The organism is Streptomyces sp. NPDC055955 (assembly GCF_042270245.1).
In the GTDB taxonomy this organism is placed as follows: domain Bacteria; phylum Actinomycetota; class Actinomycetes; order Streptomycetales; family Streptomycetaceae; genus Streptomyces.
This window is the reverse complement of the sequence record NZ_JBHJYS010000001.1, coordinates 519923-537660: the sequence shown is the minus strand read 5'-3', so window position 1 is coordinate 537660 and position 17738 is coordinate 519923. Positions and strand designations below refer to the sequence as shown.

Below are 17738 nucleotides of genomic sequence, written 5' to 3'. Positions count from 1 at the left end.
CATGCCCACGATTCTCGGCCAGAACCAGTACGGCAAAGCAGAGAACCGCGTCGTCAAGATCACGCGGGACGGCGACACCCACCACATCAAGGACCTGAACGTCTCCGTCGCCCTCTCCGGCGACCTCGACGACGTCCACTACAACGGCTCCAACGCCAACTGCCTTCCGACGGACACGACGAAGAACACCTGCTTCGCGTTCGCCAAGGAGTACGGCATCGAGTCGGCCGAGCAGTACGGCATCCACCTCGCCCGGCACTTCGTGGACAGCCAGCCGTCCATCCACCGCGCCCGCATCCGCATCGAGGAGTACGCCTGGGAGCGCATCGCCGGCTCCGACGGCAACTCCAAGTTCATCGGCGCCGACGAGGTCAAGCACTCCTTCGTCCGCAAGGGCCAGGAGACCCGCCTCGCGCAGATCACGTACGACGGCGAGAAGTTCGAAGTCCTGTCCGGGCTCAAGGACCTGACCGTGATGAACTCCACGAACTCCGAGTTCTGGGGCTACATCAAGGACAAGTACACGACGCTCCGGGAAGACTACGACCGCATCCTCGCCACGTCCCTGTCGACGTGGTGGCGGCACAACTGGACCTCCGACGAGCAGCGCATGCCGCAGTGGGAGAAGTCCTACGAGCAGTCCAAGAAGCACATCCTCCAGGCGTTCGTGGAGACGTACTCGCTCTCGCTCCAGCAGACGCTGTACCAAATGGGTTCGCGGGTCATCAACAACCGCAGCGAGATCGACGAGATCCGCTTCTCCGCCCCCAACAAGCACCACTTCCGGCAGGACCTCTCCGCCTTCGGTCTGGAGAACGAAGCCAAGGACGGCGCCGTGTACTACGCGGCCGACCGCCCCTACGGCCTGATCGAGGCCACCATCCTGCGCGACGGCTGCGAGCCGCACATCCCGGTCGACATGACCAACCTCTGACGGCGACCGATGTCCCCGGGGCCCTGCACGGGCCCCGGGGGCCGAGTTCCCGGAACGACCGGTGACATCACCGGAGGGAACAGCAGTGACTCCGCCCCAAGGGTCTTTTCACTCGGCCGTACGGCCTCATGACGGTCAAGCCCTGACCGCCCTCCCGTAGGAAGACGAGCAGTTTACTGCAGCTCAGGAGACGTCAATGGCACAGGACTTGACCGTCCACCCGGTTGACCAGAAGCTCCACCCCTCGCGGCTCGTCCCCGCGGCACTCCAGCACATCGCCGCGATGTACGCGGGCGTCGTCACGCCCCCGCTCATCATCGGTCAGGCCGTCCACCTCGACGCGGCGGGCCAGACCCGCCTCATCGCCGCCAGCCTGCTCATCGCGGGCGTGGCCACCCTCCTGCAGACCCTCGGCGTCAAGGGACTCGTCGGCAACCGGCTGCCCTTCGTCAACGCCGCGTCCTCGGCCGGCATCGCCCCGATGCTCGCCATCGCCGAGACGAACGCCCGCGGTGACCAACTCCCCGCCATCTACGGCGCGGTGATGGTCGCCGGCGTCTTCTGTCTCGCGATCGGCCCGTTCTTCGGCAGGCTCCTGCGCTTCTTCCCGCCCCTCGTCACGGGCGTCGTCATCACCCTCATCGGGGTGACCCTGATGCCGGTCCCGGTCGCCTGGGCGCAGGGCGGCGACAAGACCGCCGCCGACTTCGGCGACATGAAGTACCTGGGACTCGCCGCCTTCACACTCGTCGTGATCCTGCTGATCCAGCGCTTCGGGCGCGGCTTCGTCAAGCAAGTCGCCCTGCTTCTGGGCCTGTTGATCGGCACACTGGCCGCGATCCCGTTCGGCATGGCGGACTTCGGTGCCCTCGGGTCGGCCCCGGTCGCCGCGCTGCCCACGCCGTTCGCGTTCGGCACGCCCGAGTTCCAGCCCGCCGCGATCCTCTCGCTCTGCCTGGTGATGCTCGTCCTGATGACGGAGTCCAGCGCCGGAATGCTCGCCATCGGCGAGATCTGCGACCGTGAGACCAGCGGCAGGACCATCACCCGCGGCCTGCGCACCGACGGCCTCGCCACGCTTCTCGGCCCCGTCTTCGGCGGCTTCCCCACCTCGGCCTTCGCCCAGAACGTCGGCGTCGTCTCGCTGACGAAGGTGCGCAGCCGTTACGTGGTCGCCGCCGCGGGAGGCGCGCTCCTGGTCCTCGGCGCCTTCCCGGTGCTCGGCGCGGTGGTCTCCACGGTGCCGATGCCGGTCCTCGGCGGCGCGGGCATCGTCCTCTTCGGCTCCATCGCCGTCAGCGGCATCCGTACGCTGTCGGAGGCCGGCCTCGACGACAGCTCGAACATCATCCTGGTGGCCGTCTCGCTCGGCGCGGGCATCATCCCGCTCGCCGCGCCCACCTTCTACGCCGAATTCCCGGCCTGGGCGCAGACCGTGCTCGGCTCCGGCATCAGCGCGGGCGCCCTGGTGGCCGTATCGCTGAACCTGTTCTTTCACCATCTCGGCACCCGCGGCCGCGCCACCGCCGCCGCGGCACTCAAATCCTCCTAGGGTCCTGCCGTGCCCAATCGCCACTCATCCATGAAGGAAGCACCATGGCACCTTCGGCAGCCCCTTCCCGCATCGTCATCGAGAACGCGGCCATCGCGACGGTCGACGCCGACGACACCGAGTACGCCTCGGGGTACGTGGTCGTCGCCGACAACAAGATCGAATCCATTGGCGCGGGCCAGGCACCCGCGGGCCTGGAGAACGTCGTGCGCCGCGTCGACGGCACCGGGCATCTCGTCACGCCCGGCCTGATCAACACACACCATCACTTCTACCAGTGGATCACCCGTGGCCTGGCCACGGACCACAACCTGTTCAACTGGCTGGTCGCGCTCTACCCGACGTGGGCGCGCATCGACGAGCAGATGGCCCGCGTCGCCGCGCAGGGCTCTCTCGCGATGATGGCCCGCGGCGGTGTGACCACCGCGATGGACCACCACTACGTGTACCCGAAGGGCTCCGGCGACCTGTCCGGCGCCATCATCGGCGCCGCCTCCGACATGGGTGTCCGCTTCACCCTCGCCCGCGGCTCCATGGACCGCTCCGAGAAGGACGGCGGCCTGCCGCCGGACTTCGCGGTCGAGACGCTCGAGGGCGCGCTCGCGGCCACGGAGGAGACCGTCGACCAGCACCACGACGCCTCCTTCGGCGCGATGACCCAGGTGGCCGTCGCCCCCTGCTCGCCGTTCTCCGTGTCCACCGAACTCATGAAGCAGGGCGCCGAGCTGGCGCGCCGGCTCGGGGTGCGGCTGCACACCCACGGCAGCGAGACGGTCGAGGAGGAGAAGTTCTGCCACGAGCTCTTCGGCATGGGCCCGACGGACTACTTCGAGTCGACGGGCTGGCTCGGCGAGGACGTGTGGATGGCGCACTGCGTCCACATGAACGACTCGGACATCGCCGCCTTCGCCCGTACGGGCACGGGTGTCGCGCACTGCCCGTCGTCCAACGCCCGTCTGGCGGCCGGCATCGCCCGCGTCCCGGACATGCTCAAGGCAGGCGTCCCCGTCGGTCTCGGTGTCGACGGCACCGCGTCGAACGAGTCGGGTGAGCTGCACACCGAGCTGCGCAACGCGCTCCTCATCAACCGGCTCGGCGCCCACCGCGAGGCCGCCCTGAACGCCCGTCAGGCGCTCCGGCTCGGCACCGCCGGCGGTGCCCGGGTCCTGGGCCGCGCCGCCGAGATCGGTTCCCTGGAGGCGGGCAAGCTCGCCGACTTGGTCCTGTGGAAGATCGACGGCATCGGGCACTCCTCGATCGCCGACCCGGTCACCGCCATCGTCTTCGGCGCCGCGGCCCCCGTCACCCTCTCCCTCGTCAACGGAAAGCCGGTCGTCGAGGACGGACGCCTGCTGCACGCCGACGAGGACGCCATCGCCCGCGATGCGCGTCAGGAGGCACAGCGCCTCGCGCGGATCACCGCCGAGGCATAGCGGGTGGCCACCGGATCTCCGCGGCGTCGCGGCGGCCCGGCGGCCATCCACAACCCTAGAACTCCGGTCGGGGGGGACGGCCCCCGACCGGACTTGAGCTGCCGAGCGGGCTGCTCAAGTGCCGCCCCGGATCGTGGCCCAACACTTCACGATCCCGGGGCGGTGAGCACTACCTGGGCGCAGTACCCACAACCGAATACCGGCAAGTCCTTGCACGTCGTACCACCTCCCAGAAGCGAGTGCCGCCCAGGCACTGGAAAACAACCGGAGGAGCCGCTGTGGCCATCAAGCCCAGGTTCACCAAGCAAGGCACCACCCCCGAGGAGATATCCGAGGGGCACACCGAACATCCGGCGGGCAAACACCCGGTGGACGAGAAGCTGCCGCCGCTGAAGATGGCGACGACCGGCCTCCAGCACGTCGCCGCCATGTACGCGGGCGTCGTCGCGCCGCCGCTCATCGTGGGCGCCGCCGTGGGCCTGTCGCCCAAGGAGCTCACCTTCCTGACCGGCGCCTGCCTCTTCACCGCGGGGCTCGCCACTTTCCTCCAGACCCTCGGCTTCTGGAAGATCGGCGCCCGGCTGCCGTTCGTCAACGGCGTCACCTTCGCCGGCGTCGCGCCCATGATCGCGGTCGTCAACTCGACGGACGACAAGAAGGACGCGCTGCCCGTCATCTTCGGGGCCGTGATCGTCGCCGGCGTCCTCGGCTTCATCGCCGCCCCCTTCTTCAGCAAGCTGGTGCGGTTCTTCCCGCCGGTCGTGACCGGCACGGTCATCACCCTCATCGGCGTGTCGCTGATGCCCGTCGCGTTCGGCTGGGCCCAGGGTCCCAATCCCGCGGCGAAGGACTACGGTTCGACGACCTATCTCACGCTGGCGGGCATCACTTTGGTGATCGTCCTGCTGCTGCGCAGGTTCACCACGGGCTTCGTGAAGCAGATCGCCGTACTCCTCGGCCTGATCATCGGCACCCTCGTCGCGATCCCCTTCGGCGTCACGGACTTCAGCCCGATCGGCGACGCGGACGTCATCGGCTTCCCGACGCCGTTCCACTTCGGCGCCCCGCAGTTCGCCGCCGCGGCGATCGTCTCCCTGTGCGTCGTCATGGTCGTCTCGATGACCGAGTCCACGGCCGACATGCTGGCGCTCGGCGAGATCGTGGAGCGTCCCGCCGACGAGAAGACGATCGCGGCCGGCCTGCGGGCCGACACGCTCGGCTCGGCGCTCAGCCCGTTGTTCAACGGCTTCATGTGCAGCGCGTTCGCCCAGAACATCGGCCTCGTCGCGATGACGAAGATCCGCAGCCGGTACGTCGTCGCCACGGGCGGAGGCTTCCTCGTCCTGATGGGTCTGTGCCCGATGGCCGCGTCGCTGATCGCCGTCGTGCCGCGCCCCGTCCTCGGCGGCGCGGGCGTCGTGCTCTTCGGCTCGGTCGCGGCGAGCGGCATCCAGACGCTCGTCAAGGCGAACCTGGAGCGGGACAACAACGTTCTGATCGTGGCCGTTTCGCTGGCCGTCGGCCTCATTCCGATCGCGGCCCCGGAGTTCTACCACGCGTTCCCGGACACCGCGAAGATCATCCTGGATTCGGGCATCTCCACGGGCTGTGTGGCCGCGGTGATCCTCAACCTGCTGTTCAACCACATCGGCCGCAGCGGGGACGCGGACGACGTGACGGCCCCGATGGAACCCGGCGGTGAGATCGCCGAGACGCGCACGGTCGCCGGGTCCTCCACCTCGGCAGGGTCTTCCGCAGCAGGGGTGCACTGACGTAACGTGCGTGACGCCGCCGACCGTATGGCGGAAGTTACTTTCCAGTTAACCCGGATTGCCGGTCCCGCGTGAGCCGCAGCGCGACGGGACCGGCCCCGGCGTCACAGCACGGAAGAAGCGCCACCCATGAATGACACCCCTGACGTGCAGGCCGTACGGGACGGGCGCGAAGTGCCCGGCGAGCGCCACGATCGCGGCGTTCTCGACGCGCACGCCGAGTCCGAAGTGTCCGACGCGGTCGCCGTGTCCGACGTGCATCCGGTGGACGAGATCCTGCCTCCCGGCCGGATGCTGGTCGCGAGCTTCCAGCACGTCGCCTCCATGTACGCGGGCGCGGTCTCCGTGCCGATCGTCATCGCGGTCGCCTCGAAGATGTCGGCGGGGGACACCGCCGTACTCATGGCCGGCAGCCTCCTGATGGCGGGCCTCGCGACGCTCCTCCAGACGCTCGGCATCGGCAACTTGATCGGCTCGCGCCTGCCGTTCGTCAACGGGGTCTCGTTCGCCGGTGTGGGCGTCATGCTGACGATCCTCGCCACCGAGGGCGGCGTACAGGCGGGCATGCCGGTCGTCTTCGGCGCGATCCTGGTGTCCAGCCTCTTCGGCTTCCTGGTCTCCACGTACTTCTCGCGCCTGGTGAAGTTCTTCCCGCCGGTGGTCACCGGCTCGGTGATCACCCTCATCGGCGTCTCGCTGTTCCCCGTCGCCTACGGCTGGATCGTCGACCCGACGGCCCACTCGCACCGCAACGACCCGAAGAACATCGCCCTGACGGCGGCGACCGTCCTGGTCATGCTGCTCCTGCAGAAGTTCACGACCGGCTTCGTCAAGCAGATCGCCATGCTCATCGCACTGGTCTTCGGCACGCTGCTCGCGATCCCGATGGGCCTCGCCGACTTCTCGGCCCTCGAGGAAGCGGACGCCTTCGGCCTCCCGAGCCTGCTGCACTGGGGCGCGCCGTCGTTCTCCCTCGCGCCGATCCTCTCCATGTGCGTCGTGATGCTGGTGATCCTCACCGAGTCGACCGCCGACATGATCGCGCTCGGCAAGATCGTGGACCGGCCGGTCGACGAGAGGACGATCGCCCGCGGTCTGCGCGCCGACGCACTCGGCTCGGCCGTCAGCCCCTTCTTCAACGGGTTCCACAACTCGGCGTTCGCGCAGAACATCGGCCTGGTCGTGATCTCCGGCGTCCGCAGCCGCTTCGTCGTCGCCCTGTCCGGCGCGATCCTCATCCTCATCGGTCTCAGCCCGGCCGCGGGCGCGCTGATCGCGGTGGTCCCGATGCCGGTCCTCGCCGCCGTCTCCCTCTTCCTGTTCGGCTCGATCGCCCTCTCGGGCATCCAGATGCTGCTCCGCGCCGACCTGCAGCGCGGCGACAACACCCTGATCGCCGTCGTCACCATCGGCGTCGGCCTCATCCCGGCGGTGAACGGCTCCTTCTACGCGTCCTTCCCCGACTGGGCGCAGATCGTTCTCGGCTCGGGCATCTCGACGGGCTGCATTCTGGCGGTCAGCCTCAACCTTCTCTTCAATCACCTGGGCAGGAAGGCGAGTTCGGCCACGGCGCCCGAACCGGCCCTCCCGCACTGACCGTCGCTTCTCCTCCCACGGCGACTTCCGCCGGGCTCGCGATGCCGGCGACGACGACCGCGAGGCCCGGCGGGACGGCGCTCGCGATGCCCATGTGTCACGGCGGACCGTTCTGGCCGAGCGTGATGTCGACTGTTCGGCCTGCGCGAGAGCGGCGCCCCCGGCACTCGCAGGTGTCGAACGCGCCGCCGCGCACGTGGAGTTGTCAGCCGATGTGGTAACTGTCCCCGTAGACCTTCCAGTCCAGCGGTGGGTCCAGGTCCAGGTTGCCGTTCTTCAGGAAGACGCGCTGCGCGGTGTCGACGCGGCTCGTGTCGCTGTGGGCCTCCTCCTGCTTCATGGCCCACACTCGCGCGTCGAGGAACGCGTTCAGGTACGCGACCTCGTCGCCCCCCTGCGCCGGCGGCTTCGCCTGGGCGAGAGCGCGCTTGCGGATGCTGCGGAAGCCGGTCGCGTCGTCGCCGTCACCGTGCATCACGATGGCGTCGTAGTACGCGAACTGCCCGAGCGTGCCGATGCCGTCGGACTTGCCCTGCGCGACCGCCGGGTCGAAGTACACGCGGTCGCGCTCGTCGTTCTGGGCCTGCTGGAACGCGGAGTCCTCGGCCGCCTCCTCCCAGTCGCGCGGGTAGTCGGGGTCGAGGCCGTCGTGCGAGTCGGTGCCGTCCACCTCGCGCAGGGCGGGCAGGTACTTCGCCAGGACGTTGCCGGGCTTGCGCCGGGTGTAGAGCTCCACGAGGTCGAGCATGTCGCCGGTGCCGGAACAGAAGCCGATGATCCCGGCGGTGTATCCGCGGCCGTCGCCGATGTCCTCGATGTAGCCGTACTGGGCCTTCCAGTCGAGCGAGGAGTTCTCCGCGCTCGACACCAGCTTCATGGCGATCTCCTTCTTCGCCGGGTCGTCGAGCCCGCCGGCGGAGAGGGGTGTGGCCGTCGCGAGCTGGGTCGTGAGGAGCGGGGCCGAGACGAGCGAGGCGCCGATCAGGGCGAGCAGGGTGCGACGCGAGGTGCGGATGTGGGGGGTGTGCACGGGACCTCCATGGGGGGAGCTCGTTGTTCCGCGAACTGTTAGGAAGGTTTCCTACCAGAGATTTCGGGTGACGTATACCCGTCAAGCGGAGGCGAGTTGGGGGTTCGAGGGAGGGGGTTCCGTGCCGGCGCAGACGTTCCTGCACGTGGACCGCGGTTCTCCATGTGGCGGGGAGGGGGTGCGGCGTCGGGTGGGTCAGTGGCCCGGGCCGCAGGGGCGCGCGGCCGGGAGTCGTCCCGAGACGAATGCCGTCGGCGGTACGCCGAACAGCGCGTGGAACTCCGCCGTCATGTGCGACTGGTCGTAGTAACCGGTGGCATGCGCGAGTCCCGCCCACCGCGGGTTCCCCTCGGTGGGCGCCCCGGCGAGCACGTGGCGCACCCGGTCGATCCGAGCGAAGTGCTTGGGGGACAGGCCGACGCCGTCCGCGAAGAGATTGCGCAACTGGCGCTCGCTCACTGCCAGTTGCCGGGCCACCTCCGTGACCGTCCCCGGCCGGTCACGCCCCGGGGCCGTCGACAGCGCCTCGACCGCCGCCCGCACCAGGCCGTCGCGGGCACGCTCGCCCCGGTCGCGAGGCGTGAGGCCGTCCGGCAGCATCTCCGCCATGCGCGCGAGCACGGCCTCCGGGTCCGGAGCGGGCCCGAGGGCGGCGAGCCCGCGCGCGAGCCGTCGGCCCGCCTCGCCCGGCAGCGACTCCAACGACTCGGCCCGGCCCACGAGTTCGCGTGCGGACATCCCGAGCAGAGGGCGCGCGGCACCGGGCCGGAACCGCAGCTGCAGACACATCGGGAGCCGTTTTTCCTCGTAGTACGACGCTTTGGCGCGCGGCCCGACGGCGAGCACGTCGGTGCCGCCGTCCGGCAGCACACGGAACACGAGCCGCGTCGCCGCGTCCGGAACATGGGTGATCGGCCCGGTGTCCCCCTGACCGACGGCCGGGGCGTCGACGGAGTTGATCGAGTCGATCTCGGTGATCCACGGCCGCAGCGCCTCGGGCGGCGCGACAGGGGTGCCGTAGCGTCCGGGGGTGCTGTAGTGCCCGGAGGCGCTGGTGCCGGTGTGGTCCGGCGTCGCGGCCTGTTCGGCCGTCCTGTCCCGCAGCGTGGTCACCCCTCCACGTTAACCGGGGGTTGTGCCGCCCGGGGGCCGCCGACTGTGCCGGAATTTCCTAGCCGCGACAGCCCGTTGACCGGCAACGTCGAAGCCATGATCCTCATCACCGGTGCCACCGGCACCATCGGCAGTGAAGTGACCCGCCTCCTCGTCGCGCGCGGCGTCCCGCACCGCGCCCTGACCCGCGAGCCGGACCGCGCCGCCTTCGGACCCGCCACCGAGGTCGTCCGCGGGGACCTCGACGACCCGGGGACGCTCGACGCGGCGGTGGCCGGTGCCACGGCCGTCTTCATGGTGACCCTGCCCGGCTCGGGCTCCGGGCCCGGCGTCCAGGACAAGGCGCTGCTGGACGCGGCCGTGGCGGCGGGCGTGCGCAGGGTCGTGAAGCTCTCGGCGATCGGCACGGGCGAGCCGGGCGCCGGACGCTTCGGCATGTGGCACGCCCCGGGTGAAGAGGCGCTCCGGGCGAGCGGCATGGAGTGGACCGTGCTGCGTCCCACGACGTTCGCGTCGAACTTCCTGTGGTCGGCGCCGGAGATCCGCGCGGGGAGGCCCGTTCCCAACCAGTTCGGGGACGGTGCCCAGGGTGTGATCGACCCGCGCGACATCGCCGAGGCGGCCGTGGAGACCCTCCTCGCCGACGGGCACGACGGCCGTGTCTACACCCTCACCGGGCCCGAACTCCTCACCGTGCCCGACCAGGCGGCCACCGTCGCCGCGGCGGCCGGCCGGTCCGTCGAGACCGTCGAACTGCCCCCGGAGTCCGCCCGCGAGTACGTGCTCGCCGCGGGCATCGCCGAAGAGTCCGTGGACAGCGTCCTCGAAGGCTTCGCCTACGTCCGCGCCGGTCACAACGCGATCGTCACGGACGACGTCGAACGCGTCCTCGGGCGCCCGCCCCGCACCTTCGCCATGTGGGCCGAGGAGCACAAGGAGGCATTCCTGTAGAGCTGTTGGGCGGGAGGCCCTCCCGGGAAGGGGAGGTGCCGGCCGGGAAGGGGAGGTCCTGCCCAGGAGGGGGAGGGCCTGTTCGGGAAGCGTGTGCTCCTTGCGGAATCAGAGGCCGAAGGCGCGTGGATCCGACGCGAGTGCCCGGAAGTACTCGCGCGGATCCGCCACGAGCCGGCGCTCCTTGAGGTCGATCAGGCCTCCCACCCCGGTCAGTTCCGCCGCGAGCGTGCCGTCGGTCCTGCGCACCGACTGCTCGATCCGGAACGTCTTGCCCTCCGCCCACACGAACGCACAGCTCACGTCCACCTCGTCGCCCGCGCGCAGCTCGCGGCGGTAGCGGATGGTCGTCTCCAGGGCGACCGGGCCGACCCCCTTCGCCAGCAGGTCGGCCTGCCGGATCCCGCCGTGCTGGAGCAGCGCCCATCGCGCGTGCTCCGCGTACTGCAGATACACGCTCTGATTGAGGTGCCCCTGCGAGTCGGTCTCGTACCCACGCACCTGAATGCGCACGGTGAACGGCTCGGCCACGATGTCCCCTTCGACGCTTACCTGGTCTGCTGCTTCGGCTGGTGCTTGATCGTCATGCTCTTCTCGGTGACGCCAGCAAGTACCGGCCCCCGGTGCGGGGTTCCGCGTGCTCGCTGACCTGCCACCCCGCCCGCTCCAACGCGGCGGCGCAGGCCGCGATTCCGTCCGGCCCGTGCCCCTTCACGGCCACGGCCTCCGGCTGTGGTGTGCCGCCGACCCTGTAGCCGTCCCCGGTCGTACCCTCCGCGGGCCGGCAGCCCGCCGCCTCCAGAGCGAGGGCGGCGGCCTGCACCAGATGGCCGCGCTCCCAGGCGCACGGACGGTCGGTGGCGCCGTCGGGATTGGTCATGCGACGCATCTCCACGAGCCCCTGCCAGGCGCTGCGCACCTCGCGCGCCCGCGCCGGACCGTGAGGGCCCGGCGCCTCTCCGCCCACCCGCGCCGCGAACGGACCGCCGCCGGACGGCTCCGGCGGCGGGAGCCGCTCGGCGCGCTCCGTCTCGTCCCCCGCCTCCCGTATCCGGTGTCCGGCCGGTGTCAGGAAGTGGTCGTGCGGCGGGCGCGGGTGCCGGAACGCGAGCTTCATCAGGACGAGGCGCGCGAGCTGGGCGTCGCCGCCCTTCAGCCGTCCGGTGACCGGGTCGGGCCTCCTCGACGATGCGCCGCTGCGCGGCGGACAGCGGCCTGGTCATGACGCCACCCCCTGATTCCGTCCCTCGGCCGGTACGTGCTCCCTACGTTCCGATGGTGCAGCACGGGTCTGACAACGGCCGGGGCCGAAGGCGTGTCAGGGCCGCAGATTCCACCCGGCGACGACCGGACGGCCGTGCTCGGTACTCAGCCTGCTCACGGTGCCCGTAGCCAGCAGGAAGTGCGCCCCGTCCGCCGGGGTCAGGCCGAGCCGGCGAGCGGTGAGGACCCGCGAAAAGTGGCCGTGGCCGACGAGGACGACGCTGCCCTCGTACTCCGCGAGCGCGGCGTCCACCTTCGCGAGCATCCGGTCGGCCCGCGCCCCGACCTCTTCGGGGCTCTCGCCGGGGTGCTCCGGAGGTCCGGGCGCGACCCCGTCGGTGAAGAGGAACCAGCCGGGCCGGTTGCGCTGGATCTCGAGCGTGGTGACGCCCTCGTAGGCGCCGTAGTCCCACTCGCACAGGTCGGCGTCGACCCGTACGTTCCCGAGACCGAGGAGCTTCGCGGTCTCGTGCGCACGCACCATCGGGCTCGAGAAGACGGCACCGACGTGATAGCTGCCGATGAGCGGGGCGAGCCTGCGCGCCTGCTCGCGGCCGTTCTCCGTCAGCGGGATGTCGGTCCAGCTCGTGTGCTGCCCGGACAGGGCCCACTCGGTCTCGCCGTGCCGGACCAGCAGCAGGTCACCCATGCGACCGTCCTGTTCTCTCCGAGGCTGCCGTCGGTCGGGCCCGGCGATCTTGCACGGGCCGTCGTTCGAACCGTACACGCGGTGCGGGAGGGACGCCCGGCCTTGATTGTCAGACCCCGCCCGTAAGGTCGTAGACGTCACCGTTCCCGCCGGACGGGGGTGACACGCGCCGCACCGACCACGGCGAACGCAAGCCTGCCGATCGGGGAAAGGAGCCCGGCCATGACGGAGCAGACCGACCACAGGGGCGTCACCGTCTCCGCGGCCGCCGTGTTCCTCCCCGCGCCTCTGCCGCGCGAGAGCACGGTCGCGTTCTGGCACCCGGACGGCACGGACCTGCCCGGCGCCACCCCGCTCACCGTCGTCCGGCCGCACGGCGCGGGCGCCCGCAGCGGGACCGTCCCCGCCGTCCGGATGCCCGTCACCGACGCCCTGCCCCTGCTCGTGCGAGCCCGGCACACGCCCGGCGCCCATCCCGCCGCGGCCTGCTGGGGCGCCGCCGCCCTGCACGCCCTGCACCTCGTGGGCCGCGGCCGTCTCCTGCCCGGCCTCACGGCCTCCGATCACGACGCGTGGCGCGCGGGCCCGCTCGACGCGGACGACATCGCACAGCTGCGCGCCATCGCCGCCGCCATGCCGTACGAGGCCCATGCCGCGCCGGTGGCAGGCTCCAAGCCGCTGCGGCTGCCCGAGCCCGAAGCTCTCGTGCGCGCGTTCCTCGACGCGGTCGCCGACTCCCTGCCGCGCAGCCCCGCCGCCCCCTTCGCGGCCGGGGCGCCCTTCGCCTCCTTCGCGCCGCAGCACCTGCCCCGCGCGCGTGCCTGGGCGGTCGAGGCGGCGGCCGGCATGGACGCGGGCGTGCGGGTCTCCCTGCGCCTGGACCTGTCGAACTTCACCCTCTTCGACACGGACGACGCCCCCGACCCCGCCGACACATCCGCCGGTGAGGACGGCCCGGGAAGCGCCGGTGCCGAGGAGCGGCGGCGGGCCGGGGCCGCCCTCGTCCAGGTGCACAGCCTCGCCGACCCCACCCAGGTCGTCGACGCGGCGCGGCTCTGGGCCGGCGACGGCGAGGCGCACTTCGGCGCGCGCGCCAGGATCGACGCCGTTCTCGCCCTGCGCCGCGCCGCCCGCGTCTGGCCCCCGCTCGGCCGCGTCCTGGAGCGTGACGTGCCCGACGTCCTCGCGCTCTCCGAGGGTGAACTCCTCGACCTCCTGGGGCCGGCCGCGGCCCGCCTCGCGGACGCGGGCGTCGAGGTCCACTGGCCCAGGGACCTGGCCCGCGCCCTCACCGCCACCGCCGTGGTGCGCGCCGCCGCGCCCGGCTCCGCCACCGACGGCACCCCGTTCTTCGACGGGGAGGAACTCCTCAAGTTCAACTGGCAGTTGGCGCTCGACGGGGACCCGCTCACCGAGCGTGAGATGGACGAACTCGCCGAGTCCCACCGGCCCGTCGTCCGGCTGCGCGACCAGTGGGTCGTCGTCGACCCCGACCTCGTACGCAAGGCCCGCAAACGCGAACTGGGGCTGCTCCAGCCCGTCGACGCCCTCGCCGTGGCCCTCACCGGCGAGGCCGAGATCGACGGCGAGCGCGTCGAGGCCGTCCCCACCGGGGTCCTCGCCCACCTGCGCGACCGCCTCGTCGAAGGCCCCGCCGCCGCCGGCCAGCCCGCCGGCCTGCACGCCACGCTCCGCGACTACCAGCTGCGCGGCCTCGCCTGGCTCGACCTCATGACCTCGCTCGGCCTCGGCGGCTGCCTCGCCGACGACATGGGCCTCGGCAAGACGGTCACCCTCATCGCGCTCCACCTGCGCAGGAACAAGACGGCACCCACCCTCGTCGTCTGCCCGGCGTCCCTCCTCGGGAACTGGCAGCGGGAGATCACCCGCTTCGCCCCCGGCGTCCCGGTCCGCCGCTTCCACGGCACCGACCGCACCCTCGACGGCCTGGACGGCGGTTTCGTCCTCACCACGTACGGCACCCTGCGCACCCGCGCCGCCGAACTGGCCGGGCAGACCTGGGGCATGGTCGTCGCCGACGAGGCGCAGCACATCAAGAACCCCTTCTCCGCCACCGCCAAGGCGCTGCGCACGATCCCGTCGCCCGCCCGTGTCGCGCTCACCGGCACGCCCGTGGAGAACAACCTCTCCGAGCTGTGGGCCCTGCTCGACTGGACGACCCCCGGGCTGCTCGGTCCGCTCAAGTCCTTCCGCGCCCGCCACGCGCGCGCCGTGGAGACCGGTGAGGACGCCGAGGCCGTCGAGCGCCTGGCCCGCCTCGTGCGGCCGTTCCTGCTCCGCCGCAAGAAGTCCGACCCCGGCATCGTTCCCGAGCTGCCGCCCAAGACCGAGTCGGACCACCCGGCCCCCCTCACCCGCGAGCAGGCCTCGCTCTACGAGGCGGTCGTCCGCGAGGCGATGGCCGAGATCGAGGCCGCCGAAGGCATCGCACGCCGCGGCCTGATCATGAAACTCCTGACATCGCTCAAGCAGATCTGCAACCACCCGGCGCAGTTCCTCAAAGAGGCGGACGGCCCCCGATCCCGCCTCACCGGCCGCTCCGGCAAACTCTCCCTGCTCGACGAACTCCTCGACACGATCCTCGCGGAGGACGGCTCCGTCCTCGTCTTCACGCAGTACGTGTCCATGGCCCGCCTCCTCGCGACCCACCTGGCCGCCCGCGCGATCCCCTCCCAGCTCCTGCACGGCGGAACGCCCGTGGCCGAACGCGAGCGCATGGTCGACCGCTTCCAGTCCGGCGAGGTCCCCGTCTTTCTGCTCTCCCTGAAGGCCGCCGGCACCGGCCTCAACCTCACGCGCGCGGGCCACGTCGTCCACTTCGACCGCTGGTGGAACCCGGCCGTCGAGGAGCAGGCCACCGACCGCGCCTACCGCATCGGCCAGACCCAGCCCGTCCAGGTCCACCGTCTCATCACCGAGGGCACCGTCGAGGACCGCATCGCCGAGATGCTCGCCGCCAAGAAGGCCCTCGCCGACGCCGTGCTCGGCTCCGGCGAAGCCGCGCTGACCGAGCTGACCGACCGGGAGCTCGCCGACCTCGTCTCCCTGAGGAGGGCGGCATGACCCCCCACACACCGGGCCGCGCCGGCGCGCACACCCAGGCCCGCGCCCGCGTCGACGACCGCCGCCGCACCTTCCCGCCGCTGCCGCCCCGCACCCGCACGGCCGACGCCTTCGCGCTGACCTGGTGGGGGAACGCGTGGGTGGACGCCCTCGTGGACACGGCCCTCGACACCGCCCGCCTCACCCGAGGCCGCGCCTACGCCGACCGAGGACACGTCGACGCCATCACCGCGACCCCCGGCCGCGTCATGGCCTACGTCCACGGCTCACGCCCCCGGCCGTACCGCACGGAGATCCGTCTGCGCACCCTCCACGACGACGACTGGGAGCGCATCCTCGACGCGGCGGCAGCCCGCCCCGACCACATGGCCGCGCTCCTCGACAAGGACGTCCCGCACGCGCTGGCCGCCGTCGCCGACCTCCTGCCCGCCGTCGGTGACCTGATCCCCGACTGCTCCTGCCCGGACGACGGTCACCCCTGCAAGCACGCGGCCGCGCTCTGCTACCAGACGGCGCGTCTGCTCGACGAGGACCCGTTCGTCCTGTTCCTGCTGCGTGGCCGCGGCGAACAGGAGCTCCTCGCCGACCTGACCCGGCGCAACGCGGCGCGCGCCGCTGGAGAGCGCGCCGCCACGGCCCCCGCACTGCCCTCGGTCGAGGCCCGCGAAGCCCTCGCTCCCCGTACCCTGCCGCTCCTGCCCCCGCCGTTCCCGGCCCCCGCGCACCCGGGCCGCCCGCCCGTCTACCCGCACGCGTCCGGCGCCCCCGACCCGCTCGCCCTCGACCTCCTCGCCACCGAGGCCGCGGCCCGCGCCCACACGTTCCTCACGCGGGGCATCGACCCGATCGCCGGACTCACCCCCTGGCAGGACGCGGTCCGGCTCGCCGCCGCCCACCCCGGCTCCGGCCTCGCGGCGTCCACGCGCACGCTGTACAAGTCTCTCGCCCAGGGCACGGGACGCACGGCCACCGACCTGGCCCGTGCCGTCGCCGCCTGGCGCCAGGGCGGACTCGCGGGCCTGGACGTCCTCGAAGGGGAGTGGGACCCGCCGGCCGGCCCCTTCGACCGCGCCCGCCCGGCCCTCATCGCTGCGGACTTCCCCCACTTCCGCCCCCACCGCAACAGGCTCTCGACCGACAACCTCCAGCTCCGCCTCGGCCGCGAAGGCCTCTGGTACGGCTACGAGTCGGACCCCGGCCGCGAGGACTGGTGGCCGAGAGGCACGCCCGACACGGACCCGGTCGGCGCCCTCACCGCGCTGCTCGGCCGCTGACGGGCCGGGCCGGCGGAGGCCGAGTGCGACGGTTCACAACGCGGCGGCCCACCGCGTCAGCGTCGTGAAGTCCCTCTCACGCAGCCCGTGGCGCGGGTGGATGCGCAGGAGCAGGGCCGGAGCGTCGTGGTGCGCGGTGACATGGCGGGAGTCCAGGTCCGTGATCATGTCGTCGACCCAGGCGAACGGCCGTCCGGCAGCCCAGTCGAGCAGCGGGCGGGTCTTCCAGTAGAGGCCGTCGGGGTCCCGGGCGAACAGCTCGGGCCACTCGATCACGGGCAGCGCGGCGGGCAGTCCGATCGCCGGGCCGATCATCTCGTTCGCCTCGTGCATCCACGTGGTCGCCCAGGCCAGTTCGAAGGGCAGGCCGACCAGGCGCCGGCCGTGGGACGGGTGGAGCACGACCCGTAAGCCGCGGCGGTGGCGGCGGGAGCCTGGTGTCTGGCGCGAGAGCCAGGACGCCGGGTGGAAGCGGTGAGCGGTGTATCCGCGCAGGCGGGGCAGGCGGGCGGCGTACGGGTTGAGGGGCCCGTCGACGTCGAGGAGGAGCAGCGGTCTGTCTGTCATGCACAGGTGTTGCCCACCGGGACCGGTGATCGCTCATCGCGGCGTCGGACACGGTCAGCGCACGCTCGGGGCCGCCGACTCGATGAACCTCGTCAGGGCGTCCTTGCACCGCCGCGACCGCCGGTCCCGGTCCTCCTCGTCCACCGACTCGTGCAGACAGTTCGCCAACTCGAACGCTGATTCGGCCAGTTGACGAGTGTCTGCCTGGTCGCACACCAACTGGAGCCGCGCCAGCGCCTGTCGCGCGCTGATCCGTGCCTCGTACGACGCGAAGCGGGCCTCCTCCGCCTGGGAGGAACCCGGCACCTCCTGCGCCCGGAACCACCGGTCGTTCTGACTGCGCCGGTAGTCGAACAGGGCCCCGGCGAACGCGCTGTAACTGGAGATCCGCTCCTGACGCAGCTGCTCGGCACGGGCGAGCCCGGCGACCCGCTCCGTGGACCGCGCCTGGAAGAAGTGGGTGACGACGGAACCGAGCAGGGTGCCGAGCACGGCTATCAGCGCCGCATCCATGGTGAGT

14 protein-coding genes and 1 pseudogene are annotated in these 17738 nt (G+C 71.6%); 8 read left to right on the top strand and 7 right to left on the bottom strand.

The genetic code is table 11. The features are described 5' to 3' along the window. The first annotated feature begins 1 nt into the window (after position 1). From pucL to ACFC96_RS02230, 5 genes are all read left to right on the top strand, one after another. Entirely contained in the window at positions 2 to 934 is a 933-nt protein-coding gene (pucL, locus tag ACFC96_RS02250) for a factor-independent urate hydroxylase (RefSeq protein ID WP_340459930.1), read from the top strand. A gap of 196 nt (positions 935 to 1130) precedes the next feature. Then, entirely contained in the window at positions 1131 to 2486 is a 1356-nt protein-coding gene (locus ACFC96_RS02245; protein ID WP_376251283.1) for a nucleobase:cation symporter-2 family protein, read from the top strand. A gap of 44 nt (positions 2487 to 2530) precedes the next feature. Further along, on the top strand, positions 2531 to 3919 hold the full coding sequence (locus ACFC96_RS02240) for an 8-oxoguanine deaminase (protein WP_376251285.1): 1389 nt from the start codon (positions 2531 to 2533) through the stop codon (positions 3917 to 3919). Positions 3920 to 4314: 395 nt separating this feature from the next. Then, entirely contained in the window at positions 4315 to 5691 is a 1377-nt protein-coding gene (locus ACFC96_RS02235; RefSeq protein WP_376252098.1) for a nucleobase:cation symporter-2 family protein, read from the top strand. Positions 5692 to 5820: 129 nt separating this feature from the next. After that, a complete protein-coding gene (locus tag ACFC96_RS02230) occupies positions 5821 to 7287 on the top strand; it encodes a nucleobase:cation symporter-2 family protein (protein WP_376609676.1) in 1467 nt (488 codons plus the stop codon). Between the two features lie 205 nt (positions 7288 to 7492). Here the strand turns inward: ACFC96_RS02230 and ACFC96_RS02225 are convergent, their stop codons facing one another. Then, positions 7493 to 8317, bottom strand: coding sequence for a chitosanase (locus tag ACFC96_RS02225; protein WP_376609674.1), 825 nt, complete (start codon positions 8315 to 8317; stop codon positions 7493 to 7495). A gap of 195 nt (positions 8318 to 8512) precedes the next feature. Beyond that, positions 8513 to 9430, bottom strand: coding sequence for a helix-turn-helix domain-containing protein (locus ACFC96_RS02220; RefSeq protein WP_376609672.1), 918 nt, complete (start codon positions 9428 to 9430; stop codon positions 8513 to 8515). Between the two features lie 96 nt (positions 9431 to 9526). Between ACFC96_RS02220 and ACFC96_RS02215 the strand changes: the two genes are divergently transcribed. After that, entirely contained in the window at positions 9527 to 10381 is an 855-nt protein-coding gene (locus tag ACFC96_RS02215) for an SDR family oxidoreductase (protein WP_376609670.1), read from the top strand. Between the two features lie 108 nt (positions 10382 to 10489). Here the strand turns inward: ACFC96_RS02215 and ACFC96_RS02210 are convergent, their stop codons facing one another. The 3 genes and pseudogenes from ACFC96_RS02210 to ACFC96_RS02200 form a co-directional block, all read right to left on the bottom strand. Further along, positions 10490 to 10912: an acyl-CoA thioesterase gene (locus tag ACFC96_RS02210; protein WP_376251294.1), complete on the bottom strand. Its 423-nt coding sequence runs from the start codon at positions 10910 to 10912 to the stop codon at positions 10490 to 10492. Between the two features lie 52 nt (positions 10913 to 10964). Continuing rightward, positions 10965 to 11604, bottom strand: a pseudogene (locus tag ACFC96_RS02205) (hypothetical protein). Positions 11605 to 11699: 95 nt separating this feature from the next. Then, positions 11700 to 12293 carry a histidine phosphatase family protein gene (locus ACFC96_RS02200; protein ID WP_376251298.1) on the bottom strand — a complete coding sequence of 198 codons (594 nt, stop codon included), beginning with the start codon at positions 12291 to 12293 and terminating at the stop codon, positions 11700 to 11702. 222 nt (positions 12294 to 12515) lie between these two features. On the opposite strand from ACFC96_RS02200, the gene ACFC96_RS02195 reads away from it, so the two are divergent. Continuing rightward, a complete protein-coding gene (locus tag ACFC96_RS02195) occupies positions 12516 to 15377 on the top strand; it encodes a DEAD/DEAH box helicase (RefSeq protein WP_376609669.1) in 2862 nt (953 codons plus the stop codon). Then, positions 15374 to 16651: an SWIM zinc finger family protein gene (locus tag ACFC96_RS02190; RefSeq protein WP_376609668.1), complete on the top strand. Its 1278-nt coding sequence runs from the start codon at positions 15374 to 15376 to the stop codon at positions 16649 to 16651. Before ACFC96_RS02195 ends, ACFC96_RS02190 begins: the two co-directional genes overlap by 4 nt. Positions 16652 to 16684: 33 nt before the next feature. Here the strand turns inward: ACFC96_RS02190 and ACFC96_RS02185 are convergent, their stop codons facing one another. Continuing rightward, positions 16685 to 17218, bottom strand: a complete 534-nt coding sequence (locus tag ACFC96_RS02185; RefSeq protein WP_376609667.1) for a hypothetical protein — start codon at positions 17216 to 17218, stop codon at positions 16685 to 16687. 54 nt (positions 17219 to 17272) lie between these two features. Further along, on the bottom strand, positions 17273 to 17731 hold the full coding sequence (locus tag ACFC96_RS02180) for a hypothetical protein (RefSeq protein WP_340458758.1): 459 nt from the start codon (positions 17729 to 17731) through the stop codon (positions 17273 to 17275). Between the last annotated feature and the right edge of the window lie 7 nt (positions 17732 to 17738).